We start from the raw sequence: 25,626 nt of genomic DNA, 5'->3' as shown, positions 1-25,626 counted from the left end.
TCTATAACGGAGGAGATGTTTCCAATTGAATGCATTATCGATCATTGAGCTAGTCGATTAAATATGGGAACCGTAACGTTGAATCCAGAGGTGATTTTTGCATCAATCACCTAGATTACTCTCGAATTTGGCCTTTTCAGTATCAATCCGATAGCCTTTGCGCCAAAGTAGTGGGTAACCAAGCAACAGAACAAACATCATCAACGAGGTTAAAACATTGAACGACCAATCGCCAGTCATCATTATTGAAGATGAATCTGCCATTGCAGACAACTTGATTCATGTTTTAGAGATGGATGGCTACCACGTGGAGTGGTTTACAACGGCAGGAGAAGGCTTGGCTTTTTTGCAAAAACACTCAGCACTTCTACTCGTGCTAGATGTCGGATTGCCTGATGGTAACGGCTTTGAACTGTGCAAAACTATCCGAGAATTTTCTGACATTCCGATTATCTTTCTAACCGCTAGGAGTGATGAAATTGACCGTGTCGTTGGCTTGGAAATTGGAGCTGACGACTACGTGACTAAGCCATTTAGCCCTCGCGAAATGCTAGCTCGCATCAAACTTCGAATCAAAGCTAAAGCGCCTATGGCTGAATTAAGCCCAGAGCCAAAACCAGAACGAAGTCCAGCCTTTGTGAAACTTCAACCAACCCATGATTTAGTCGCACACAACTTTGATTACGGTGTTGGAGGCAAAATGCTTGGTCTTACTGCCGTTGAGTTTAAGATCCTTGATAAGCTTATTTCCATATCTTCTAATGTATTGAGCCGAGAGCAGTTAATGATTGCCGCAGATATGACGCCAGAGGCAGCTTACGAACGAAATATCGATACTCACATCAAAGCCATTCGCCATAAGCTGAAGCCGTTTGAGATGTCTGAACGAATTTGTACCAAACGAGGCTTTGGTTACTTCTACAGTATTAAGGGAGAATGATGAATCGCTGGCCAAGGATCCCGCTTGGGTTAAGGCTGTTTTTGCTCTACTTTATCTTAGTAGGAATGACGGCTTATATGGTGAGTAAAACCGTTGTTCAAGAGCTTAAACCGACAGTACGTCAAACCACCGAAGAAACACTAGTTGATATGGCGAACTTGCTTGCAGTATTGGCAGAAGAGGACGTTGCCAATAGCAAATTATCAGAGAGTCGTTTTTCCCAACTTTTAGCGGCTTATGGCCAACGAAAACCACATGCACGCATTTGGGAAATTGGGAAAAAAGCGATTAACCATCGAATTTATATTACGGATAAACAAGGCACTGTAATTGCGGATTCTTGGGAGCAAGACATCGGCAAAGACTACTCACAATGGAACGATGTGTATCTCACGCTTCGCGGTCAATATGGTGCGCGTAGTACCATTGAAGATCCGAATGATCCGCTCTCTACCGTGATGCATGTCGCTGCGCCGATTTACCACAACGGCGAAATCATTGGTAGTGTGACAGTGGCAAAGTCCAATCGCTCAGTGCAACCATTTATCGACCTTTCTAAACGTAACGTGCTGTTTTGGATGGTGTGGATGAGCGGCTTAGTGCTACTTGCAGGAGCCTTGTTTGCTTGGCGAATTCACTCCGCATTGAATAAATTGGAAGTTTACGCGACCAAAATGGGCGAAGGCGAAAAAGTATCTAAGCCAAAATTTCGCATTTTTTACGAATATGGAACGCTCAGTGATGCGCTAGAGAAAATGCGCAATCAACTTGACGGAAAACAGTATGTCGAAGAGTACGTTCAGACCCTGACTCATGAGTTAAAAAGCCCGCTATCTGCAATCAAAGGTGCAAGCGAAATATTGCAGATGCCGTTACCTGAAGAGAAGATCGCTCGGTTCGCTGGCAACATCGAACGAGAAAGTGATCGCATGCAATCACTGATTGATAAGTTACTTGAACTGGCGCGCCTTGAGAAACGTCCAGAGCTTGAACAAGTCGAACAGATTTTAATACACCAAATGGTGAGCGAAGTGGTTGACTCTGCGGATGCGCGTTTGAGTGGTAAGGCGGTCACTGCGGACATCAAGATTGATGAAAGCCTCGTGGTGCTTGGCGACACCTTTTTACTTAAGCAAGCTACTTTTAACTTGATGGATAATGCGCTGGATTTCGCTTACTCCGGAGGACATATTGAGTGGAAAGCAGAGATGGCTAAGGGCAATATACGACTCTCTATTTTCAACTCAGGCCCTCACATTCCAGACTATGCAATGCCCCGATTAACTGAGCGTTTTTATTCTCTCGCTCGTGAAAATGGCGTTAAGAGCACTGGATTGGGACTCAACTTTGTAGAGCAAGTAGCTAAGCTGCATAAAGGTGAACTACGAGTAGAAAACATTGAATCCGGCGTGAAAGTGACTCTGATTTTACCAACTCCATAGAAACTCCACATTAGCTCCATTCGTTCTCCAAACTGCTGATTTAGATTATCTACATCAGCAAATGGAGAATAAAACATGAAAAAAATCCTCAATAATCAGCTCGGCATGAAGTTCGCCTTCGTGCTGTTTTTGTTTGTCTTACTGCAAATCCCCCTTTCAATGGTCACTGGGCTGATCTCAGAACGTTCGTATCGCCAAGATGAAGTAAGGAATGACATAGCACGCAGCAGCAGTGGCGAACAACGCATCATTGGTCCTTTCATCATGGTGAACTACACCGAGACCAGCTATCTAGATGAAAAAATCCAGATTAAAGAACGCCGTAAATTCCTCTTACCGAATACCTTCGATATGAGCGCTGATCTGGACAGTTTTGAAAAATATCGCGGTATTTACCGTGCGCGTTTATACAAAGCGCAAGTGGCGCTTAACGGTGTTTTTGATGCAGGCGACTTAGCGGCACTGCATGATCTTGATATTAAAAACATCAGCCTTGTGGTTGGCATTGAAGACAGTCGCGGACTGATTCGCCTTGATGACATGACGCTCGCAAGCTCAGATATTGAAGTGATACCAGGAACCGGATTAGATCAGCTACCACAAGGTTTCCATAGTGAGCTAAAACTGGATGACCTGAAAACAGAACAACCTTTGGCATTCGGCCTTAACTTCTTACTCCAAGGGATGGGACAGCTGCAAATAACGCCTATTGGCAGCGAAACTACGGTGGAATTGTCTTCTCCTTGGGCACACCCTAGCTTTATCGGTGACTACTTACCAGTAGCGTCAGATATATCTGAAGATGGATTTAAAGCGCAGTGGGTAAGTAATAACTTCTCTACCAATATCGCGCAATTATTCCAAAGCTGCCTGTCATCAAACAGCGCTTGCTATGAGCTTGAGCAACGACAAATGGGCGTGGATTTGATTGATCCCGTTGATCACTATTTGAAATCTCATCGCGCTGTGAATTACTCACTATTAGTGATAATGCTAGTATTCGCGAGCTTCTTTCTGTTGGAACTGTTTCAAGCGCGTCCAGTCCACCCTGTGCAATATGGGTTTATTGGCTTGGCTCTGGCGCTTTTCTATTTGCTGCTGATTTCGATGAGTGAGCACCTAGGTTTCAACTGGGCATATGTCGTGTCAGCGGTGGCATCGACGGGTCTATTGAGCGTGTACGTCAGTGGTATGTTGAATAACCTAAAGCATGGCACGGTATTTGGTGTGTTATTGCTCACGATCTACGGCTTATTGTTTGGGTTGCTTCAAGCAGAAAGTTACGCGTTAGTCATGGGCGCATTGCTGTGCTTCGCGATTTTGAGCTTCACTATGGTGATCACACGCAACGTTGACTGGTATGCCCGCAATATAAAAGTGGAAGACGAAGTAAAGGCTGAAAATGAAGATGCTTAAGCAGAATATTTTTGCCCGTCAGCAAAGCGAAATGAATGACAATAATACCGGTATTTACTTTCGTTTTTCTACGATACATGGGCTTAAAAGCTTCATCTGTTTCATCGCTCTGGTGGTCATCGCGCTTTACGTTCGAGACAGCTTTATTCGCCCGACATTCGGTGATGTGTTGGTTGTTGTTTGGCTTTACTACTTGTTGGCGAGCATCCTCTCAATGCCCGTCAAATGGCTCGCTGCGTTGGTGGTATTAATAGCGTTTGTTGTCGAATTTGGACAGCTATTACAGGTGGCGACTTGGCTTGGTATCGAATCACCCTCGCTTCTTGCCATGATTTTAGGCGCGACATTTGATTGGAAAGATCTGTTTGCTTACGGCGTAGGAGGTGCATTGTGCTGGTGGATGGAGGCGAAATGAAATCGACATTAAAATTGAAAGTGAGTTCAACAAACATTCATTGTGCTCAGCCAAAGCGACGTTTTCGTAAAAGAATCAGTTTGCTCAAGCAAGTATATCTTTGGTCATTAACCAACAAAGAGCAGCCTTAGAGTAAATTGGATGAGTTTTCTTTTAGGCTCTTGAACTCTTCAATAACCCAATTGAATCTTAAGCTCACTGCTACTCATGGTGAGCTTAGATTTATTTTATAGATCTTCGTGAATGATCATTTAAGCCAGATTTTGGGTCTCAATAAAAGCTGACAATTTTTCAATATTCTTAACTTTTAATTGGTTACCAATCTTTTCGACAAACCCCAAGTCAAGCAATTGATGAACCACACGGCTATAGGTTCGCTCTGAACAACCAAAACGTTCAGCTTCTTTATATGCCTGAGCAAAATTAATTTTAGGTTTAGCTTCGAGGTAGCGTTGCTCAATATCCCAGGCGATGTTGTAAATTAAGGGATATAAAATTCGGTTCATTGCCACCGACATAGTATCCTGGTATTTCTCTGACAATGACTGGCTTAGCCAAATAGCCAGCATGGGCTCTTGCTGCATAAATTCAGAAATAAGGCTTACAGGTACAACTTTAGCCTCAAGTATATCACTGGCACGGATATCAAACTGGCACTTGGTATTTGTAAGAAATTCGACTTCTCCAAACAAGCGATTGTCGGCAAAAAAGAGACCTAAACTCAAGCCACGTCCATTCTTAGCGGTATGATCAATACTGTACTCGCCCATTCCAACCCAATACAGCTCGCAGATCTCTTGTCCTTGTTTTAGTAAATAGTCACCAGGCTGAAAATGTTTGGTTTTTAGTTCTTGTTTTTCCAAAAGCTGACAGAATAACGCATGACCATGCTTCGATAATTCTTTGATTTTATTCACTTCGATGACCTGCGATTATTTTTGTGAACAGAACAACTCCGATCCAGACAAGTGTCCTGATGCTTTTAAGTAAGTAGGAATAACATAGCAATAAATCTGTTAACTGTTAAGGGTATCAATATGACTCCACATATTAACGCACCTCAAGGTGCATTTGCTGAAACTGTATTATTTCCAGGTGATCCACTGCGAGCAAAGTACATTGCCGAACATTATCTAGAGAGTGCTAAGCAAGTTTGTGATGTACGAAATATGTTTGGTTATACCGGCTATTACAAAGGTAAAAAAATATCAGTAATGGGGCATGGTATGGGTATTCCATCTGTCTCTATTTATGCCCATGAGCTAATCAACGAATACAATGTAAAAAAGTTGATCCGTGTAGGTAGTTGTGGCGGTGTTTCCGACGATATTTTTGTTCGGGATATTATTGTCGCAACAGGTGCAAGTACGGCTTCTACAACAAATAGAACACGCCTTGCCGGTTACGATTATGCAGCGGTACCAGATTTTGAATTACTGAAAGCTTGTTGGGAAACTGCTGATAGCCATAAAATTCCTGCTCGTTTCGGTAGTATTTTCACGAACGATCTATTCTATGGAAAAGACCCAAATCTAATGCCAGCTCTGCTGAAAATGAACATTCTTGCTTGTGAAATGGAAACTTCGGCATTGTTTGCTATTGCTGCAGAAAGCCATGTTCAAGCTCTGAGTATTCTGACTGTTTCTGACCATATCATTAGTGGAGAAGAGACAACTGCAGAAGAGCGTGAAACCACCTTTAACCAAATGATGGAGCTGGCTTTAGAGACAGCTCTTAAGGATTAATGATGTTAACTCCGGATATGCTGGGTTACCTGGCTTCATTATTCGTCGGCATATCGCTTTTAATGAGCGATATAAAAAAGCTTCGTTATATTAACTTTGTTGGCTGTATCGGGTTTGTGGTGTATGGCTTAGCTATCGGAGCCTGGCCGGTAGTCTTTATGAATGGCTTTTGTGCTTTAATTAATGTTTATCACATCGTAAGGATATATAAATCCAGCCAAAAAATAGCCGTTTAATTCCCGCGATTTATTATCAAAGGGGGATAACATACATCCAATAGTGCTTTTTAATATTCTTGAATGAATATAGAAAGAGAGTGTGTGTTTTTCTATTAACAATAAAATATAGAGCGCCTCAAAGCCCAATTCACTTGAGGCACTCTATTGTTAATTCTCTAATACGTGAAACAGTCCATCGGATAACTTGACTCGAAAAATGGCATCCTTTGAACAAAGGTATGATGGCAGTTACTCTTCGTCTGTCACCAGTAGCAGAGAAAAAGTGTTCGTCGGCTCTAGTGGGTTCCAGTTGTAAACTTCGCCATTCACTGAGTCAAACACCATTACGTTTGAACCATCACCGTTCGGAGTGTTACTCCAGATATAGCCGGCATAGTCACCGACTTCTAGCGTGTAACCACTTGCGAATGCAGTGCCATTCATCGCAGGGCTATGGCAAGCACGTTCAGTCAACGCGACCAACTCTTTAATATTGGGTAAGCGCCAGTTCTTTTTGCCAGCGAAGTCATACAAAGCATGGTTGCCTGATTCATTTCGAATTTGCTCTGCGGTTGATAGAGCTAACTGCCATGACATCTTAGTCGCGGCGCCAGAACATGCCTTATTCGCTGTATCCCATGATTGTCCTACAGGACAACGCATCCACGTCAGGCTCGTTTTTAAGTCAGTTATCGTCCCAGCATCAGAGTAAGTGTAACGAGAATTTGGTGCTGTCTTGCCAAAATCTGTGGAACATTCTTGTGCAGCCATGGCAACTTGAGAAGCCAGAACAAGAGATAGCGCGGTCATTATTTTCTTCATTTTATTGGCCCTTAACTGCTACTAGACGGATTGGGAATTGGTATGATGTACCAGTATCACGCTCCACTTTGTCAGAATAAATCTCAACAAAGCTAACGTAACCTCGGTCTGCACCTTTCGCAGCCACTACTGCAAATTGAAGTGCACCTTCATAGTTATAAGTAGAGTAGTTGTTAAATGTGAAATCACTTAACCAAATTGCACCCGATTCAATATCTGGACTGCCCTTACCCTGCTGGGGGAAATAATCCATCGTCATACCATAAACATTACCGTCGGTATCTTTCTCTGTTTCACCTAAGTCCAGAGCATCATAGAACTCTTGGTATGTTGGTAGACGCCAGTCCGCAATGCCACATAGCGACTGCTTGTTTATGTGTTCAACATATTGACTTGTTGAACAGATGCCATCAGCGGCATCCACACAACCAACCACTTCGAGATCTTCGTAATACGGTTTGAATGTTGCTGATTCAAAAACGAATGTACGATCTTTAAATTGAACAGAACTCGCGTCCGCACTCTTGTTTTCCCACACTAGACCAGTGCGCTCATCCATTGTACAAGCCCACTCGGTTGCGTCCGCAGCCAATGTTGCGCCTTGTGAATCTAGCTTAACGAACTTAAAGCCAGCACCTGTTGATGCCTGCTTGTCATCTTTATCAAAACCGTACTCCGCATCTTGACCAGGGTAAGAAGTTTGAACTTCTGCTACGTCTGCAGCGCCATCAGCAAAGTGAAGAACTACGCCAGTATCGTTACTGCCAACGGTCTGCTCTGCCACCGCTGAAATTTCCTCTGCAAACGCTTTTGCCTCTGCTTGAGTCAGTAACTCTGATACTAACGGTTTACTTTGATAACTCAGGCTTTGAGCAAGCAGGGCAACGCCTTTCGTCATTTGATCAGGCTGCATTTCTGCCAACAGTGCTACCGCGTTTTGCTCTAGGTTATCGAACTCACTAGCACTTGCATTAGACATGACCGAACCAGACAGTGAAACGCCTGCATCGGTGAGTTGAGCTTTTACAATTTCTTCAGCTTGAGCGACGGTTTTACCATCCACAACCAAACCTGCCATCAGCGTCGTAACACCGTTAATTGTATTTCCAGTCGCTAGGTTTTGGCCCGGAGTAGCGAGGCTAAGTGTCTGACTTGAACCTTGGTCAACTTGAGCCAGAATCGTGCTAGTCAAAATGTTTTTGTTGCCCGAGTTCAGCGCAAATTTACCTGAATTATCACTCTTTGTATTTGGCTCAGTCGAGTCACAAGCAAAGTTTTGGTTTAAGTCGACACATACTGGTGTATCAAGAAGTGTGCCTTGTGAAACAATGGTGCCCGCTACATCATAAGTCGGCGCTGTCGTGTCACCACCAGAACCGCCGCCACAGCCAACTAGGGCTAATGATGCAGCAATGAAAGAATATTGAAACTTCATAGATTTATCTTCTTTTGATTAATAGTATGTGGTTTATCGAGAGCGGATAACTCTCACCATTGAAAGCAATAACAGTCCAAATAAGGCAAAAGGTGAACCACTACCACCCGAGCCACCGCTATCACTTTCATTAGTGGTATCAGCACTGCACTGATACTGAGCAAAGTGACTCACACCCCACTCTTTCAACACCCCAGAGTTTCCTGACACACGGTCAGATACTTCGAGACGCCAAGTACCCCAACTCGGTTGACCGACAAGCGCTTGTAGCTCCTCGTCGTACTGAGCTGTGAAGTAACCTTTAAATCCATTGGTATTGCTTGATTGATGGCTGAGTAACACAACCGATTTACCTTGAGGTGACACTAGCGTCACTTGTAGATCTTGTAGTGAGTCATGCTCGATATTCAGGTAAACAGCGAAGGAATCGTCAATCGTGCGAGATTTGTCTGATAGCGTTTGAGAGAATAGTCTGTCGCCCTGTTCAGGCAACGAAGAGTTCACTGCTTGAGGTTGTATTTCTAATTTTGGTGTCCCATTCACTAATGCAACGCTCTCTGCCCATTGATGTGTCTTCAAGCTGTCGCCAAATTGGTAGTCCAATGACACTGTAGAATCAAACTGCATACCACAGGTTAGATTGCTTGGAAGCGCCACTTTCATTGCGCTTGCATCTGACAACGTTTCATCAATATCAAACACCGATGCATTGTTCAGCTGCCATTGACCTTTGATGTTGGCTTCTCGGCCCATTTGACTGAGGTTTAGCCCAACATTCTGACTTTGCGCGATGTATCGAGCATCATAACGAACGCGAAATGGTGCTTTAAGTAAGTTATGTTTATTAAAGCTGTCCGTTAGTAACTGGGCATACTCTTTGTCCGGGAACAAACCGCTTGCGGCAAATACCGTCGATTCCGCAAGATCATGCATTTTTACTCCACGCCCAATTCCGAACATGCCCTCTAGAATGATGGTATCAAACTCGCGAAAAACGCCGTCAGATCCATCACCATAACGCTCAACCGAAGCTTTTAACGCTTGGAACAACGGCGTAGACCATAACTCGTCACCTAATTCGCCACCGACACTGACGTGCGCGGGGTATTCTGAGTTTTCAAAGTAACGAGCGTGCTGGTTCCATAAACTGCGAGTCGTTTTACGTGTACCGAACACGCCATCCCAGTTGAAGACCGTATCCAGATCGAACTCTTGACCACGACGTGACGTATCAAGGTATTGAATCTTGTAGCTTGCGCTGCCTGCCCAGTAATCGGCAAAACCTTCTGCAATAGCGCCGGTATGACCATAAGCCCAGTCCGGTACGATTTGATAATGAATACCATGACCAAACTCATGCAGAACCACATCCCCATCGACCGCATCAGGAGAAACGCCACCCACACCAAGCATCAATGCTTTCGGTCCGTAATAGTAAGTAGAGTTGTCTTTTGATAACCCTCGTGCGTCAAAACGCAGCGGCTCATCAAACAAATCGTAGGCTAAGCTCGTCAGATATTGCATCGAGCTATCAAGGTGGTAAAACGCCATTAATTGTGGAAATGCATTATCTCCAAACTCTGCGTTTTGCATCTCTGCCGGGCTATCAAACGTTTGAACGCCTTCTGTGGTGAGGAAATTAGACGTATCGAGTACTGGCGCTTCACCAGGTGCTGGCACCGCAAACAATCCGGTTGCATCTACTTGCTTCAATCGCGGATTAGACAGATAGAACTTACCGCCCGACTGTAAAACCTCAATAGATTTGGTCACGTACTCAATCGGCTGAGGGTAATCCGCTAAGGATGCCCAAGTAGAATCAGGTGCGGCTTGCTGCTGCATCGTACGTAAGTCAGGGTTGAATAAAGAAACCTCAATATCAATCAGATTACCCGAGCTAAGTGCTGGAGGCTCTTGAGCCTGTAGCTCACGCGGCGATTCTAACTCTGCTGCGATCATCGGTTCACCATTACGGATGATCGTATCTTCAAAGCTTTTAAACACACGAACGACATGATGTTCTTTGTCCGTTGTTACAACCACAGTGCGCTGCGCTTGATACTCCCCCTTCACCCAAACGTCAAAATTGTAATGTGCACCAAGTTGAGATTGTGTTTTATAGCGATACTTAAACTCTCCTGCATTGGCATAACTCGTGTCGAGGTACGTTTTCGCTTCTGCTTCGTTATTCACACTGGCACTGGCTGCTGGATAATCCCACTCAGCGGCCTGTACCGTCGTGGCACAGGCAATAAGGAGTGAAAACGCTAATGGTTTTAACTTCATGATTTCATCCTAGAATTCGTATTTAGCATTCACTGTGATGTAACGGCCTGGCTCAGTTGAGTAGCGTTTGCTCTCTTCTGCGATCCCTGCAACGTCTTGGTAGCGGATGTACTCTTTATCGAACAAGTTCACGACGGTAGCACTCACACGAAGGTCTTTGGACACGTGGTAAGTCGCACCAATGTCAACCGTGTTCCAAGCACTGGTTTGTGCACATTCGGTTGCTAAGCCGAGGGAAGTTTGACACGTTGGAACGCGATCCATCGCAGCGGCCCAATTCCATAATGCGTAAGCACTAAAGTCTTGATTGGTGTAGTTCACTTCTACATTACCTTCGAAAGGAGTGATGCTTCGAATATAGTCACCGTCGGCTTCTTTTCCGTCTACATAGCCAAACTTGGTACCTACATTCCACTCTTTGGTTAATGCATAAGCGGCAGAAAGCTCAGCACCGTATGTCTCTACGCCATCGAGGTTTTGGTACTGCTTGATGTAATTACCGGTGCTTGAATCAAAGCCTGTCGTCACAACATCGATGAAGTTTTCAAACTTGTTGTAAAAGGCAGAGACGTAAAGATGTGCGCGACCGTTATCGAACTTATGACCAATTTCGAATGAGTCTGACGTTTCGGCTTCTAGCTCTAAGTTAGGTGCGATAACAAAAGGCGTTAACGGAACAAAATCATGGTTTACGAAACCATACGCTTTGTCGTATTCCGGAGCGCGATAACCATGGTTGTAAGAAACATAAACAATGTTATTGGTGAACACTTCTCGAGAAACCGACAAACTTGGAGAGACTTCCGAGCTATCAATGTCTTTCAGTGGGAAGCCACCAACGTCACCTTTTCCATCAGGCGTAAGACGGTGTGCATCAAAACGTAAGCCGCCAGTAACAGTCCACTTATCCAGTTCCACCATGTCTCTTACATACAAGCCGATGTTGTAGGCGCGAGCGGGAGCAAAAGGTTGCTTGGTAGAAGGCGTAACGCCATTCCAGTCAATTTTAGAGTCGCTATCCGTACGTTCGTAGTAATCGGTAGCCAGCTCAACACCGTAAGCTAATTGATGATCAGTGTTTGCGGCATAGAGGGTATGAGTAAAGTCGCCTCGAAAGCCAATCGTTTCATCAATGAACGTCTTATGCTCTAGCTCGCGACGCTTGGTCAGCAAGCCATTATGATCGACTTGTCGCATTAGACGGTTCGTGTCTTCAGCCACTTCGGTATGACGCCAGTAAATCTTAGTGTCTAACTCTTCGAACCAAGTCGGTTCCAGCGGCGTGATTTCGGCGCCGATATACGCACTGTACTCTTCTGATTTTTCATCTTCGGCAAAGTTTTCAATATGCCAAATGCCGTCTGGCTGAACGGAAGGCGACCCTTCTAAGCGCTCTTGATTCTGAGTGTAAAGCTCAGCGTGTGCTGTCAGCATCAATTCATCACTGTAAAAATGGTTGATGGTGTAAGCACCACTGTAACCATCGAGATCACGGTTGTATAAATCTTCATCAAAGTTACGCGTCTCTTGTCCTTGCCAATAAGAAACATTCAACAGACTCTCTGTATCACCAGAGCGGAACGCTAGATTACTCGTCGCTTTGTATTTGTTGCTGATGTCGGTGTAGGTACCAGAAACGTCTGTATAGAAATCCTTATCTTTAAGAAAATCGCCCGGTTGTTTAGATTTCAAAATCACGACACCACCAATGGCACCAGAACCATGTACAGAAGAACTCGCGCCTTTGATGATTTGAAGAGATTGAAAATTGGATAAATCGAAAGTATCTCGACCAACCGCATCGTTAATATCATTCGCACCAAAGCCGTCTGCTGAACGGATACCGTCACGGACAATCATGATTCGGTTGCCCGTCATACCACGGATGGTGATATTTTGAGGACGCCCAGCACCACCTGTAACGCTTACACCCGGCTCATTACGTAGTGCATCGTAAAGCTCCGTCTCACCTCTCGCTTCAATTTCTTCTTCCGTAATCACCGCAACACTGCCAGCCACTTTTGATAGGGGCTGATCAATTTTGTTAGCGGTAACGACCACCTCTTCCATAAAGTAAACGTCAGATTCTGCGTGCACTTGACTGGCAGCAAGTACCGAAAGTACTGCTACTGACACTGGGGTAAGCTTCATTTACTGCTCCGCTTTAGATGTTTTAATTAGTGATAATAGAAATGCATATTCCTTTGCTTGTTGCTCTCTTGCCTGTCTTGGATCCATGCGATGGCCAGAGTTAAAATCCGTTTGCAACAAATAAGGTCCTGTCGATTCACTGACCGACGAAATGGTGGCGAGATACTTCGCGCCTTCCCAGTAAGGCACACGTTGGTCGTTCAATCCGACTTGAACCAGTATGGGTGGGTAAGCGTCTTTGCGGATATTAAGAATAGGATCATAGGCTTGCATAATACTACGTTGCTCTGTGAGGGCCGGGTTCCCCCACTCACCATATTGCTGCGCCGTCAAAGGCAAAGAAGTGTCAGACATGCTTGCAACAACATCAACGAACGGCACTTTTAATACCGCTCCAGCAAACAAGTCAGGAGCTTGGTTAATGGCACCCGCAACTAAGGTGCCGCCAGCACTAGAGCCCAATGCGTAAACATCACGTTCACTATGCTTAAAGTGCTTCAGTGCTTGTGCTACCGCTGTAAAGTCATTGATGGAATTGGCTTTTAGAATCCCACGCCCTTGTTCATGCCAATCGTTACCAAAGTAACCACCGCCACGAACGTGTGCAATCGCATAGATCGCGCCTTGGTCAAGTAAACTCACCGTCTGAGGCATGAAGTAAGGTTTCATGGTAAAGCCGTATGCGCCATAGCCATAGAGTATTACTGGGGCGTTTTCATTCAGCTTGTCTTTACGATAAGCGAGAGATACGGGTACCTCAACACCGTTCGCTTTCACCGTAATACGTTGGGAAACATAATCTTGGCTTGAGAAGTCACGATAATCATCTTGGGAGAAGTCCGATTTTCCCAGAGCCTTAACATCAAACTCTTCCCACAATGGCGGTGTCGTCATAGACATACTACGAATGTGGAGCTTGTTGGAATCATAGTCACCGAGCCTACTCAACCACGCGACACGACCTTCTGTTTCCAGTGATAACGATTTCTTAACGTTGCCAGCGTATGAATACACGGTGAGTATGGTTGCGCCTTTTTGCTTGGTTAATGCCACAAGTCCAGCATCATACAGATAAAACTGTTCAACATTGTTCTTAGAAGATGCAAAAGGTGTCCATTTGATGTTCTTACCATGCCCAATAACATCGGAAAGCTTCACCTCAAACAATCCAAAATTTTCACTCAGATTGCTGTTAATGAATACCCTTCCTTGAGCAACATCTGCGTAGTATTCAATACTTGCTTCTGGTTTGCGCAGTGACGAAGTCAACGATCCAGAATCTAATTCAAGTAGCTTTTGCTCGGTAGTTGACTCATTGTTACTTTGGACTAGAGCGTAATGTGAATCTGCCGCGGGATAGAAGGACATCAACCAATCGGTTTTGTCCTCTTGCCAAATCACTCGTTTCTCAAGCGTTTGAATATCGATTCGTAAAATTTGATGTGGACGCTGCGTATGTGATTCTTTCGCAACGACATAAGCAAATTTACCGCTAGCGGATAACAAAACACCATTATCAACATTGTCCGTTAGCTCTACTGACTTTCCTTTTTCAAGATCGACGTAAATGGCACGGTATTGTTCGCTACCATTGATGTCTTCAGTAAACAACAAAGCATTATCCTGAATGCGCCACTGACCGATTTGAAAGTATTGATACTCTGCTTGGCGAGACGAGAAATCGTAAACAATGTTCTCTTCAGCATTGCTATCCGAGCGAGACAGCAAAACGTAACGCCCCTTTCGGCGAGTGAGATTCCATTCCTCACCATTTTGAATGACCCACGGTGCCTTACCTTTCTCCGCGGCCATCGAATCCCATTGAGCTAGCAAACTCTGTGTGATGTTGTCGTATCCATTCTGAAACTGTTCTGTTTTTTGGTTCTGTTTCTCGAGGTAAGAAAGCACACGCTGGTCTTGTCGAGAATCATCTCTCAACCAATCAAAATCTTCCGCAGCAAAACTGGGCAAAGAGGTGACTAAAAGCCCCAAAAAAACATAAGTAAATTTCATATAAATGGCACAACTATTTATAGGTTTGATATTATTTTGCGCATCATACACCTCAAATGATAATGAGATCAATTATCATTTGTATTTTATATGGCGTTTTTACCTATTTTTCTTATGCCAAACGTTTAAATGACCAATGAATGTAAATTGGGAACCTGTTGATAATTGATCTACTTTGTCATGCGACAACAAATGAAGTGATTACCCATATCAACAGTTATGCATAAGGTGATAGATGCCCTTTTAGCGACAGTATTCATCAAAAAGTAAGGTTTGGAATTCTAATTTCTACTGGTAGGCCAGAGAACTGTTTACTTTAATTGCTGAGCAAAACAGCGCAGTGGTCGGTTCCATTAAAGGTGCATTTGTGAGTACCGCCGAACCTCACTATTTATCGCTTTGCTTAGATAACTCATCTTCATTTAAAGTAAATGCGCTAATGTATCAGCGAGTTGCGCCATTGGTTTCTGAAGGATCAACAGGTTTAGAGTTAACTCTTGCAAGTCAGGATCAACTATCTGAGTTCGTTGAATTTGCCGTTAGTAATATTGGAGCTCCTGCGCAATGGTTATCTGAGTACTTCAGTAATCTAATCACACGAGAAGAGCTTTGGGGGTATTGGAAGGATGGTCGGTTATTAGCAACGGGTGAATGTCGCCTATTTGATGAACACCAGACTCAATATGCTGACTTGGGGATGATTGTAGCTGAGTTAGAACGAGGTCAGGGGATTGCCACTCGCGTGCTTTTCCAACGCGATTCTGATGACATCGATTGGGTCGAAATTGCATTTCGGTCTGGTTTCAGCGACCAACCTCACCTCATCCGCTACTTAAAGAAACAAATTGGCTTAACGCCTAAAACCTACGAAAAAGAGCGTAGTTTAACTATTGATGTTTATGGCGGTGTTAGCTCTACGTAATCTGTCGGAAATGATTAATCAAGTAATCTATTGCCAAGCGAGCACGCACTGGAAGAAAACGTTGATTTTGATACACGATCCAACTGCTGCTTCCTTTGCCCCAAAAGTCTTGAAGTATTGGAACAAGCGAACCGGACTCCAACCCTTTCGCAAGGCTGCTTTTCGGCATATACGCAATTCCTAGCCCTCGCTCACAAGCAGAGACCACTGCGTTAGAGTTATTACTTTTCCAGCGACCATGGACACGCATGTTAATAGTGTTGCCATCGTTTTCAAAAAGCCAGTGATCGTTATTGGCAATAATGCAGCTATGTTGTTTCAGTTGGCTAGGGTGAGTGGGTTCACCATAATGAGTGAGATATTCTTGACTCGCGACCGCGGCCATCGGGCGATCCACCAGCTTTCTAGCAACTAAACCTGAATCTTTTAGGGCACCATAACGAATAGCGAAATCAATACCATCTTCAATGAAGTTAACCATGCGAGAATTAAAATCCATTTCGATGGTAAGCTCTGGATACGACTTAGCAAACTCCATTAAAGCAGGGGCGACATGATCTTCTGCAAATGCACCCGCAGCGCTGACACGCAAAGTACCACTTAACGTCACTTGCTGTGAGTTTAAGCCTTCATTCGCTTGTTGTAGCCCGGTGACCAGTTCTCTGCATTGTTGGTAATACAATTGACCTGCTTCGGTTAAATTCACTAACCGAGTTGAACGAGCAAGTAAAACGGTTCCGAGCCTTTCTTCTAACCGAGACACTTGTCGGCTAACGTGACTGGTACTGCAACCTAACTGTTTCGCAGCCGCTGAGAAGCCATGACTTTCAGCCACCGCGACGAATTCAATAATCCCATCAAAATTGTTCATTCCACTCATCTTTGCTATATAGCAATAATATTTTGCCAATTATCGGTATTATCAGCCAGATGGTTTTGAATTAATATCTTTTTCGAACTCAAAGCATTCAAGGAAGCCATAATGAAAAAGATTCTAATTCCAGTAACGAACCATGCCACTCTAGGCGAAACAGACCAAGCTAACGGTACTTATTCACCTGAGATCACTCACGTCATTCACGAGCTGACAGCTGCTGGCTTTGAATACGATATCGCGTCAATTGAAGGTGGAAAAGCGCCACTCTACGGTACTGATATCGAAGGCGATCAGATAAACAGCAATGTATTATCGGATGATGATTTCCAGAATCGTATCAATAACAGCATTCCAGTATCGCAAATCAATATTGATGACTACGACGCTGTTTTCTACCCTGGTGGTTTTGGGTTGTTGTCTGACCTTGCAACGAATGTGAGTTTTGCTCAACTGGCAGCGAAACATTACGAGAGTGATGGCATCATCGCTGCTGTATGTCATGGCCCAGCAGCATTACTTCCAATTACATTGAGTAATGGTGACAGCCTACTGGCTTCTAAATCGGTAACGGGATTCACGCGTGAAGAAGAGATTGATTTTGGTACGATTGATGACATCCCATTCCTGCTTGAAGAGTCACTTTCTCGTAAAGCGGTTCTCTTCAGTAAAGTACAACCTTGGCATGAGCTAGTGATCGTTGATGAGCGAGTAATTACGGGCCAAAATCCAACTAGTGCTCATGGTGTTGGTAAAGCGTTAGTCACTGCACTATCGTAAACATATTGTCGATGAGATTTTAAAAGCATTTTAAAGTGAAGATGTGCTTCCAATTCGGTAGCACATCTTTTCATTACTCTTTTACCAGCCGTCAGTTTAAGAGCGCAGGGCTAGTACTTTATCTATATCTTCAGCACTATGACGCTCTGGCACTTGCTCCCACTCTTCACCCCAAGAGCGATTAATGGTGCGTCCACGCTGTACGCCTTCTCTCTTCTCAAGCATTTTCGCCCAACGAACAACGTTAGTATAAGAGTCTACTTGTAAGAACTCAGCCGCATCATAAATATTGCCCAATACCAAGTTGCCATACCACGGCCAAATGCCCATATCAGCAATACTGTACTCTTCACCCGCAACATAAGTAGTTTTAGCCAGTTGCTTGTCTAGCACATCTAATTGACGCTTCACTTCCATTGAAAAGCGATTGATTGGGTACTCTAACTTTTCATCGGCGTAAGAATAAAAATGACCAAAACCACCACCTAATAGCGGGGCTGAACCTTGAACCCAAAACAACCAATTAAACACTTGGGTTCTCGCACTGCCCTCTTTTGGCAAGAAATGGCCAAACTTCTCAGCCAGATGAACAAGGATAGATGCAGATTCGAATACATTAACGTCTTCATCGCCTGATTTATCCAGTAGTGCTGGAATTTTTGAGTTTGGATTCACATCCACAAAGCCAGATGAGAACTGATCACCTTCGCCAATATTGATCAGATAGGCATCGTATTCCGCCTCAGTAATTCCGAGTGCTAACAACTCTTCTAATAGAATCGTAACTTTTTGACCATTAGGTGTACCAAGAGAGTAAAGCTGCAAAGCATGCTTCCCTACAGGTAAATCTTGATCATGCCTTGCACCTGATACTGGGCTGTTTATGTTCGCCCATTTATTACCGCCACTTGAATCATTTACCCAGATTTTAGGTGGTGTGTATTCATTAGCCATTCTATTTTCCTTTTCTATTTTGAAGCTGACATACCAAGATATTGGGTCAGGTTTTTAAGTTAAAAGGTTAGCTCTTATTTTTAGTTAGAATCTTTGGTTATTAAATGGACTCACGAGATATAAGTGAGCTATTTATGGTGAAAATTATAGCGACAAACGCTAAGATACGCGCACTTTAGCAATATGCTCGCCTATATCATTAGTTCAACTATAGACGAGAGATCGAATGTTTTTAAATTCCTCCATCGACATCAATTGCCAACCAAATTTAGCTTTATGAGAATCTCAATGCCACAGACTACGATTAAATTCATTGCTGCCGATATGGACGGCACTTTACTTGATGAAAATAGCCAATTAAATCCGGACTTTTTCCCGCTTTATCAGCAATTAGAGCAAAATAATATTATCTTTGCGGCGGCATCTGGTCGTCAGTATTACAGCCTAATGGAAACGTTCGCACCACTGAAAGATCGCATGATGTTTATTGCTGAAAATGGCACATTAGTGATGCATCAGGGTAAGGAACTTTATAGCTGCACCATCGAGAAAGAGACCATTCACGAGATCCTCAAACAAGCTCGACTCGTTGAAGGTGCCCACATTGTACTTTGTGGTAAGAAGTCCGCTTATATTGAAACACAAGACTCAAAAGCGCGCGCTGAAATCTGTAAGTATTATCATCGCTGTGAAATCGTTGATGACCTTCTAACTATCGAAGATGAATTTGTTAAAGTGGCAATTTGTCATTTTGATGGTTCTGCCGAACACGTTCACCCTCTGATCAACGAGAAGTTTGGTGACAGCCAACAAGTCGTGATCAGTGCAAAAATTTGGCTGGATGTGATGAATTCAGCAGCATCAAAAGGCGCTGCAATTAAACACCTACAAAACGAGTTAGGTTTTAGTTATGAAGAGACGATGAGCTTTGGCGACTACTTCAACGATGTTGAAATGCTGCAAGCAAGTTACCACTCTTATGCGATGGAAAATGCACATGAAGGCGTAAAAAAACACGCCCGATTCAGCGCGCCAAGTAACCGTGAAGCAGGTGTGTTTCAAGTTCTCAGCGCATTGTTGAAATAACAGAAAATCTGAATTTAAAAGTCGCTAGATCGGCAATCTAGCGGCTCTTACTATTCACTATATGGTGATCGTCTAATCTCATCTACCGCTCTTAACTAGGGTTCCAACAGATATTAGCGAGAACAATAGAGAGTGCCCCTTCAGAGAAAAGAACAAATGGCGTATCTAAATGCGCTATCGGAACACCATTCTTATGGAAAAATTCACAAGGAATTGAAACGGTTACAAACTCATCTCGAATCTCAGAGCAGAAATGGCTGATATCAAACTTGGTATGATCATGTAATTGGCTGGCAAACGCTGGTTTTTGGACGCCAATGTAAACGGGCTTTGTCGCTTTACCGCTCACTTTTAATTCAAACTGAAGTGTCCCCGCTTGGTATTGGCTGTAATCCATCACCTGTCCATCGCTTGTTTGAACATAAACAACGCTTAACCCTTCCCCACAACACTGCAATTCTACCGCGTCCTGTTGCTGCTGGTAATTGTAAGGTTTTGTTCTGATCTCGAAGAGTGACAAGCTGTTATTTCTCGACACATCAACCCCTGTCCAGTGAGCCGAATCCGCGACCTTCAACTGATAATCACCAATGGTCGCATTCACACCGTAGAGATGAATAGGCAGTGTCGCATACTGCTGGCACTGATCAGACCCCTCTTCTATATCAAGGTTATCAAGATCTCGCACTTGCGGTGTATCACGATAGTTTAGTCCGTAGCCATATTCGAAAAGGGGGGCATGCTCTCCTTGTGGATCTTGTTCAAACTCTGGTAATTGGTAATTAGGGATATGAGTAGGAAGACGATGCACCGACGTGCTTCGCTTCTTGTTCGGCCAACTAAATGATAGTCGTCCAGTAAAATCAAATTGCGGTTCACCTTGCTTGTTTTCAACCAAAACATCGGTGATACCTTTACCTTCACTTCCTGGTAAGAAGGCGGCAATGAAAGCCTCAGAGAGGGCAATTTCTTGATTCACATAAAGCGGGCGACCACTAAAGAATAACGAGATAACCTTTACGCCTTGCTGATGAAGTTGTTTTATTTTTTCACAATCTGCCGCGTAACTGCGCTTTAAGGTTCGAAACTCTAAGGTTTGCCACGCTTTAATGTCACCCATCATTTCAGCATAAGGATCTTCACCGAAGGCCACGATAGCGATATCACCCTCCTGCCACTGTGTGTTGAGATCTGGGTCATAACAAATCTGTTCTGCACCTAACTCCGCCTCCAATGCCATTTTTACTGTCGTAGCACCAGGAAAATCATCTAAGCTGTTTTCATCTCCTTGCCAGGTTAAGTTCCAACCACCAGACTGCTTTTGTAAATCATTCGCGGCACTGCCTGTTAGAATAATCTGTTGATCACGCTTTAATGGCAAAATGCGATTATTATTTTTAAGTAATACTAATGATTTTCGGACAGCTTCTCGTGCCACTTCACGGTGTTGCGGAGCACCTAAAATATGCTGTTCCCCAGCCAACTTTCTTGCTGAAGGACACGGTTTATCCCATAATCCAGCACGCATTTTCACTCTTAAAATACGCGTCACCGCATCGTTGATTCGACTAATATCGATGGTTCCGTTAAGCACATCTTTTCGGGTTCTGTGATACACGGCTTGCCAGTGTTTACGCGTTGGGATCATCAAAATATCGTTGCCCGCATTAATCGCGTAACTCGCATTACCATCTGAGCATTTGCTCACTTCTGCGTGGCCATGCCAATCTGTAACGATTAACCCATCAAATCCCATTGCCTGCTTAAGCACACCCGTTAGTAAATACTTACTACCGTGAATTTTATTATTGTAATTGCCCTCAGTGTCTGGAGAGTGATCATAATTACTCGGATCAGCCCAACTATTAAACGATGACATCACCACCTGAGCCCCTGCGTCTAATCCGCTAAAGTAGCCCATAGCATGGATATTACGCATCAAATCTTCACTGTAATTATTCACTCCACGATCTACGCCAGTTGCCGTTCCACCATCACCAAGCCAATGCTTCACATTCGATATAACGTGATATTCATCTTTCAACTCGTCGGCATTTCCTTGCAACCCTTTTACCATTTCACCAGCATAGGCAAAAACAACTTCCGGATCTTCCGAATACCCCTCGTATACCCTCCCCCAACGTAAATCTCTTGGCGTCGCCACAGTAGGAGCAAAGGTCCAGTCCAATCCTGTTGCGGCAATTTCTAACGCCGTAACTCGTCCAATCCTATAAATTAGCTCTGTATCTCTCGCGCAGCCTAAGCCAATGTTATGCGGGAAGACTGTTGAGCAAAAAGCGTTATTGTGGCCATGGACAGCATCCGTTGCCCACATAAATGGAATGCGAAATGGTCTATTCTCAAATGCAGTTTCCGCTGCATGCCAATAGCCATCAGATGAACTGATCCACTCTTTCGCCATGGCTCGCTTATTACCATTTGGCCAAGCGCCACCACCATTCAGAATGGATCCAATTTTGTATAGCTCTACCTCTTGAGGGGTAATATCACGCAGCTCCGGTTGGATCATTTGACCTATTTTTTCTTCCAGAGTCATCTGTTCAACAATATTGCGTACAGCTTGCTCGATTGTGTTGTCGACTTTAATCGCTGATTGTATTTTAGGCCACTGAGCATAATAGGGAGTGCAAAACGTTGTCGTCATAAAAAACCTCAGATTCAATGCTCTTCAAATACCGAAACAGGTTATACAAAGAGTATTAATAAAACAGAAATTCATAATGTAGCAATACCAAATGTAACGGTACAAAATGCGAACAAAAAAGCCGCTTCAACTGAAGCGGCTTATGAGTATTTCAAGAGACTTTGTCGGCTTTAACCTGAAGCTAGACAGGCTAAATAAATTGTATCTCTTTAAATCTCACTGCAATATAAATAAGCCTTATGCCACGGCACTGTTAAGTGCTTACCTATTGCGAATTAGAATACCAAACTTATAAGTCGTCCGATTTACATGTTTGGCTAAGCATGCCATCGCCCCCGACAGGCATGCTTAAAGGCAATCTCTCCCATTACCTAACTAAAATGGTGATTACCACCACATATCTGTTTGAATACCAACCAGTAGGTCAGCCTTATCACGATCCGAACCGTCTAGGTAAGTAGCTAAGAAACGAATCTCTGGAGCAGGTCCCATCCCTGTAGGAACGATAACCGTTGGTGCAATCGTTAACTTGTAGTTAGTTTGATCATCACCAACACCGTTTGAATCTTCCCACTTGTTGTATTGGTAACCCGCTTCAGTCGCAATAAAGAAGTTCTTAGCGACAGGGAATGAAGGACGGATCATCGCTGATGCCCAACTATCTTTGCCGCCATTATCCATGTCGTTATATTGACCTTGAATCGAGTGGAAGATACTCACACCATTTTCGAAGAAGTAGCCACCCCATACAAGTGCACGGGCTGATACATCACCACTTTCAACTTTCTTCATGTTGCTCGGGCTTTCTAATGCGCCATTGCCTGGTTTGTAGGCGTTGTACGTTGTTAACGTACCACCAAGCAGTTGACCTGAACCTAAACCTTGACCAGCTTGCGCAATATATTTAGTGAAACCCTTATCTGATAAGCCAAAGAATGATTCTTGATGCACGATAGCCGTCATTTCAAAACCGTTACTCGCGTATTTTGTTGCGGTGCCACCATTATCAACGTAGTTATCTGGTAAATATTTACCCATGGCATGTAATTCTACGCCGTCAAAATCTACGCCGACATGAACAGAGTGCATGATATTGTTTGAATCACCCCAGAATGACGTATCATCGGCGTTATCACTTGCGATATAAGCGAAATCCCACTTATTGCCGCCAAGTTCGATACCTTCAATACCTACACCTGTACCAGACATATCAGTATAGAAAAAGTCAGTCATAAAGATGTAGTTGTCTTTACCGTAAAAACGTTTACCACCCCATAAAGTGCCAGTGTCTGTCACACCATCGAATTCTGCAAAAGTCTCTACCATACCAATGCTGCTGTTTGCCGCATCAGCATTTGCACCCAATTGGTTGTTGCCACCCGATTGCGTATTATCAGCACCTACACGAGTTTTAATGCGAATTTTTTGTCCATCATCATTTTCAAAGTTTTTTTGTAACGCAAGCTCAAAGTGACTATCTGATTCAAGACCTAAGCGACCTAGACGCTCTTTTGATGCAGGGAATTTTGCACGTTTGTAATCATCATTTTTGCTGTAAAGAACACCTGCACGGAAATAACCGTGAAATTCGAATCCATCTGATTTTTCAGCATAAACAGCAGGGGCAGCAGATAAACCGGCTGTTGCGACCAAACAAGCAAGGGTAAGCTTAGAAAGTTTCATATTAACTCCATGTCCAAATTTTGCCTTCAAAAGAAAGCGCTTTCTTTTATATTTATAAAAAAACCAATCTCTCTGATTAGCTAAAAGTGAGGAAAGAAGTTTTCACTGCCCTGCACTTACTAACATTGTTGGTATTGGCTGTTTAATTAGTACAAACGAAGTATAAATCGATCAAAGGATAGAAAACTGTGATCCTTCACACCAAAGAAAGCGCTTTCATGGTTATGGGTCACATTTTAAACTTTAACTATAAAATCAAGTCGGTATTTACCTTGTTATTCACTTGGGTTGTGAAACTTAAAAGGACATATTCTCTATAAAAATACTTTAAACTCGCTTACCTCGAATTTAAAGACTCACTGAATAAGTGGAAGGCTGACCATAAGAACCACTGACTATCTTTTACTATCTAACTCCTTAACTATCGACTTTTATACACAGGAAAATTTAATCCTATCAACGATAAATAAATTAAATTACTGTTATAAAAGGTAATTATTTAATATTCTTTTTTACCCACCTAATATGCAACGCCATACCAACATTAACGTTACAATACAAAAAGCCGAGTAAACAACTCTAAAACACAGGAGAACCACTCATAATCCGTAAAAATGATGGACACTACTAGGCTACGTTTAGATTTTACATCAGATCATAATCACTGGAGTAGAGCAAACCAGAGGCACTATAGATAAGTTAATCATAATTAGCCTTTCGTCACTTAAATTGAAAGCGCTTTCTTGTATTATCTATTAATAACGACATACAGTTGCGACAATAAACGTGAGGACTCATGAAAAATGTAATCATAGTACCAGCAATACTTGCGCTTTCAGCTTGTACAACAACCACAAATTCACCTGCGCGCTTTTACGTCACCGCTCCCGGTGTAGAAGAACTAAAAAGTGATGATCATTGCTGCTCTCAATTAAATACCATTCATTACCAACCCGTCACGCGAAATGGTGAACATCGACTCAGCATCGCACTCACGAGTCCTAAAGTGGTGTTCAAATCTGGTCGTTCATTTGTCGAGGGCATTCAACTGCCTGCATCGCTTACCCCTATCTCTTTTTCTGTTCATTCCAATATAACGACCTCAGCTTTTGTGCCTTCAATACTCGTTCTTGACGATCAATACCAACCTTTAGATGTCATTGACGAACAATCAATTCACTATCAAGCGCAAGGTCTATTAAACAGTGCTCGATACACAGGTGACATTGAATTAAATCAGCGTTACAACAATGGAAAATCACCCGCTTACTTAGTGGTGTTTACAACAAAAGAAGCAATAGAGACTGAGTCTCCAGTTGGTGAACCAAGTGATATGGCAATGCGTTCAGGAGATATACAAGCCAATATCGCGCACAACACCGATTACTCAATTCCGCACTCAGCCATTGGCAATGTTTATTTTACTTTCAACTTCGAAGCGCTTGCTACCCCTGCGTCTGAAGAGTTAAGAGAAGAACGAATAAATGACACCATCACGAAGAAAGACGCCTTAGCGACACCCCAACAAACCGCAGAAAGTGAGGAGAATGTTTATACTGAACTCGTGGAAAACGCGGTGAAATCAGGAAACTTCTCAACGGCCCTTGCTTATGTTGAAGAGTCTGAACGACTAGCCATTTCGGGTGTGAGAGCAACTTTCATTCAAGCAATGAAGCAGTATGAAGAGGCCGATAACTAAGAAACCAGAAAAAATTCAGTCCATTAATAATCATAAAAAATGCCGCTTTTCGCGGCATTTTTTTATTCGTTAATCTAAAC

At 43.4% G+C, this 25,626-nt stretch carries 20 protein-coding genes and 1 pseudogene; 11 read left to right on the top strand and 10 right to left on the bottom strand.

Features of this window, described 5'->3' with window-relative positions; all coding sequences use genetic code 11:
- The first annotated feature begins 217 nt into the window (after positions 1–217).
- The 5 genes from OCV39_RS17025 (at position 218) to OCV39_RS17005 (ending at position 4,344) form a co-directional block, all read left to right on the top strand.
- Entirely contained in the window at positions 218–940 is a 723-nt protein-coding gene (locus tag OCV39_RS17025) for a response regulator (RefSeq protein ID WP_017054771.1), read from the top strand.
- Complete coding sequence (gene creC / locus OCV39_RS17020) at positions 940–2,382, top strand: two-component system sensor histidine kinase CreC (RefSeq protein ID WP_261890130.1); 1,443 nt, start codon at positions 940–942, stop codon at positions 2,380–2,382. Before OCV39_RS17025 ends, creC begins: the two co-directional genes overlap by 1 nt.
- 75 nt (positions 2,383–2,457) lie before the next feature.
- Positions 2,458–3,798 carry a cell envelope integrity protein CreD gene (gene creD / locus OCV39_RS17015; RefSeq protein ID WP_261890093.1) on the top strand — a complete coding sequence of 447 codons (1,341 nt, stop codon included), beginning with the start codon at positions 2,458–2,460 and terminating at the stop codon, positions 3,796–3,798.
- Positions 3,785–4,213, top strand: coding sequence for a ribosomal maturation YjgA family protein (locus OCV39_RS17010; RefSeq protein ID WP_261890092.1), 429 nt, complete (start codon positions 3,785–3,787; stop codon positions 4,211–4,213). The genes creD and OCV39_RS17010 overlap by 14 nt, the downstream gene beginning before the upstream one ends.
- A complete protein-coding gene (locus OCV39_RS17005; RefSeq protein ID WP_261890091.1) occupies positions 4,210–4,344 on the top strand; it encodes a hypothetical protein in 135 nt (44 codons plus the stop codon). Before OCV39_RS17010 ends, OCV39_RS17005 begins: the two co-directional genes overlap by 4 nt.
- A gap of 120 nt (positions 4,345–4,464) precedes the next feature.
- Here the strand turns inward: OCV39_RS17005 and OCV39_RS17000 are convergent, their stop codons facing one another.
- Positions 4,465–5,130 carry a Crp/Fnr family transcriptional regulator gene (locus OCV39_RS17000; protein WP_261890090.1) on the bottom strand — a complete coding sequence of 222 codons (666 nt, stop codon included), beginning with the start codon at positions 5,128–5,130 and terminating at the stop codon, positions 4,465–4,467.
- 120 nt (positions 5,131–5,250) lie between these two features.
- On the opposite strand from OCV39_RS17000, the gene deoD reads away from it, so the two are divergent.
- A complete protein-coding gene (gene deoD / locus OCV39_RS16995) occupies positions 5,251–5,958 on the top strand; it encodes a purine-nucleoside phosphorylase (RefSeq protein WP_017054777.1) in 708 nt (235 codons plus the stop codon).
- Positions 5,958–6,194 carry a YgjV family protein gene (locus tag OCV39_RS16990; RefSeq protein ID WP_017054778.1) on the top strand — a complete coding sequence of 79 codons (237 nt, stop codon included), beginning with the start codon at positions 5,958–5,960 and terminating at the stop codon, positions 6,192–6,194. Before deoD ends, OCV39_RS16990 begins: the two co-directional genes overlap by 1 nt.
- 231 nt (positions 6,195–6,425) lie before the next feature.
- On the opposite strand, the gene OCV39_RS16985 is transcribed toward OCV39_RS16990, so the two are convergent.
- Genes OCV39_RS16985 through OCV39_RS16965 form a run of 5 tightly spaced genes read right to left on the bottom strand, consistent with a single transcriptional unit; the run spans position 6,426 to position 14,883 of the window.
- Positions 6,426–6,998, bottom strand: coding sequence for an Lcl C-terminal domain-containing protein (locus OCV39_RS16985; protein ID WP_261890089.1), 573 nt, complete (start codon positions 6,996–6,998; stop codon positions 6,426–6,428).
- A 1-nt stretch (position 6,999) separates the two neighbouring features.
- On the bottom strand, positions 7,000–8,433 hold the full coding sequence (locus tag OCV39_RS16980) for a DUF1566 domain-containing protein (RefSeq protein WP_261890088.1): 1,434 nt from the start codon (positions 8,431–8,433) through the stop codon (positions 7,000–7,002).
- Positions 8,434–8,466: 33 nt separating this feature from the next.
- On the bottom strand, positions 8,467–10,719 hold the full coding sequence (locus OCV39_RS16975) for a proprotein convertase P-domain-containing protein (RefSeq protein ID WP_261890087.1): 2,253 nt from the start codon (positions 10,717–10,719) through the stop codon (positions 8,467–8,469).
- A gap of 9 nt (positions 10,720–10,728) precedes the next feature.
- Entirely contained in the window at positions 10,729–12,870 is a 2,142-nt protein-coding gene (locus tag OCV39_RS16970; protein WP_261890086.1) for a TonB-dependent hemoglobin/transferrin/lactoferrin family receptor, read from the bottom strand.
- Positions 12,871–14,883: a prolyl oligopeptidase family serine peptidase gene (locus OCV39_RS16965; RefSeq protein WP_261890085.1), complete on the bottom strand. Its 2,013-nt coding sequence runs from the start codon at positions 14,881–14,883 to the stop codon at positions 12,871–12,873.
- A 307-nt stretch (positions 14,884–15,190) separates the two neighbouring features.
- Here OCV39_RS16965 and OCV39_RS16960 point away from each other — a divergent pair.
- Positions 15,191–15,805: pseudogene (locus tag OCV39_RS16960) on the top strand (GNAT family N-acetyltransferase); the annotation flags it as partial.
- On the opposite strand, the gene OCV39_RS16955 reads toward OCV39_RS16960, so the two are convergent.
- Positions 15,798–16,676 (bottom strand): LysR family transcriptional regulator, encoded by an 879-nt coding sequence (locus OCV39_RS16955; RefSeq protein ID WP_136994857.1) that lies wholly within the window; start codon positions 16,674–16,676, stop codon positions 15,798–15,800. The pseudogene OCV39_RS16960 and the gene OCV39_RS16955 sit on opposite strands and share 8 nt — an antisense overlap.
- Before the next feature lie 111 nt (positions 16,677–16,787).
- On the opposite strand from OCV39_RS16955, the gene OCV39_RS16950 reads away from it, so the two are divergent.
- Positions 16,788–17,459, top strand: coding sequence for a type 1 glutamine amidotransferase domain-containing protein (locus tag OCV39_RS16950; RefSeq protein WP_261890084.1), 672 nt, complete (start codon positions 16,788–16,790; stop codon positions 17,457–17,459).
- A gap of 96 nt (positions 17,460–17,555) precedes the next feature.
- Here the strand turns inward: OCV39_RS16950 and yghU are convergent, their stop codons facing one another.
- Complete coding sequence (yghU, locus tag OCV39_RS16945; RefSeq protein WP_261890083.1) at positions 17,556–18,413, bottom strand: glutathione-dependent disulfide-bond oxidoreductase; 858 nt, start codon at positions 18,411–18,413, stop codon at positions 17,556–17,558.
- 288 nt (positions 18,414–18,701) lie between these two features.
- Here yghU and OCV39_RS16940 point away from each other — a divergent pair, with 288 nt between their 5' ends.
- Entirely contained in the window at positions 18,702–19,499 is a 798-nt protein-coding gene (locus tag OCV39_RS16940) for a Cof-type HAD-IIB family hydrolase (RefSeq protein WP_261890082.1), read from the top strand.
- Positions 19,500–19,590: 91 nt separating this feature from the next.
- Here OCV39_RS16940 and OCV39_RS16935 read toward each other — a convergent pair whose 3' ends face one another.
- Both OCV39_RS16935 and OCV39_RS16930 read right to left on the bottom strand, forming a co-directional pair.
- Complete coding sequence (locus tag OCV39_RS16935; RefSeq protein WP_261890081.1) at positions 19,591–22,164, bottom strand: glycoside hydrolase family 3 protein; 2,574 nt, start codon at positions 22,162–22,164, stop codon at positions 19,591–19,593.
- A 387-nt stretch (positions 22,165–22,551) separates the two neighbouring features.
- Positions 22,552–23,847, bottom strand: a complete 1,296-nt coding sequence (locus OCV39_RS16930; RefSeq protein ID WP_113797109.1) for a carbohydrate porin — start codon at positions 23,845–23,847, stop codon at positions 22,552–22,554.
- Positions 23,848–24,643: 796 nt separating this feature from the next.
- Between OCV39_RS16930 and OCV39_RS16925 the strand changes: the two genes are divergently transcribed.
- Entirely contained in the window at positions 24,644–25,546 is a 903-nt protein-coding gene (locus OCV39_RS16925; protein WP_261890080.1) for a MalM family protein, read from the top strand.
- The last annotated feature ends 80 nt before the right edge of the window (positions 25,547–25,626 follow it).

The organism is Vibrio cortegadensis (assembly GCF_024347395.1).
GTDB classification, from domain to species: Bacteria; Pseudomonadota; Gammaproteobacteria; order Enterobacterales; family Vibrionaceae; genus Vibrio; species Vibrio cortegadensis.
This window is presented reverse-complemented; position numbering and strand designations above follow the sequence as displayed.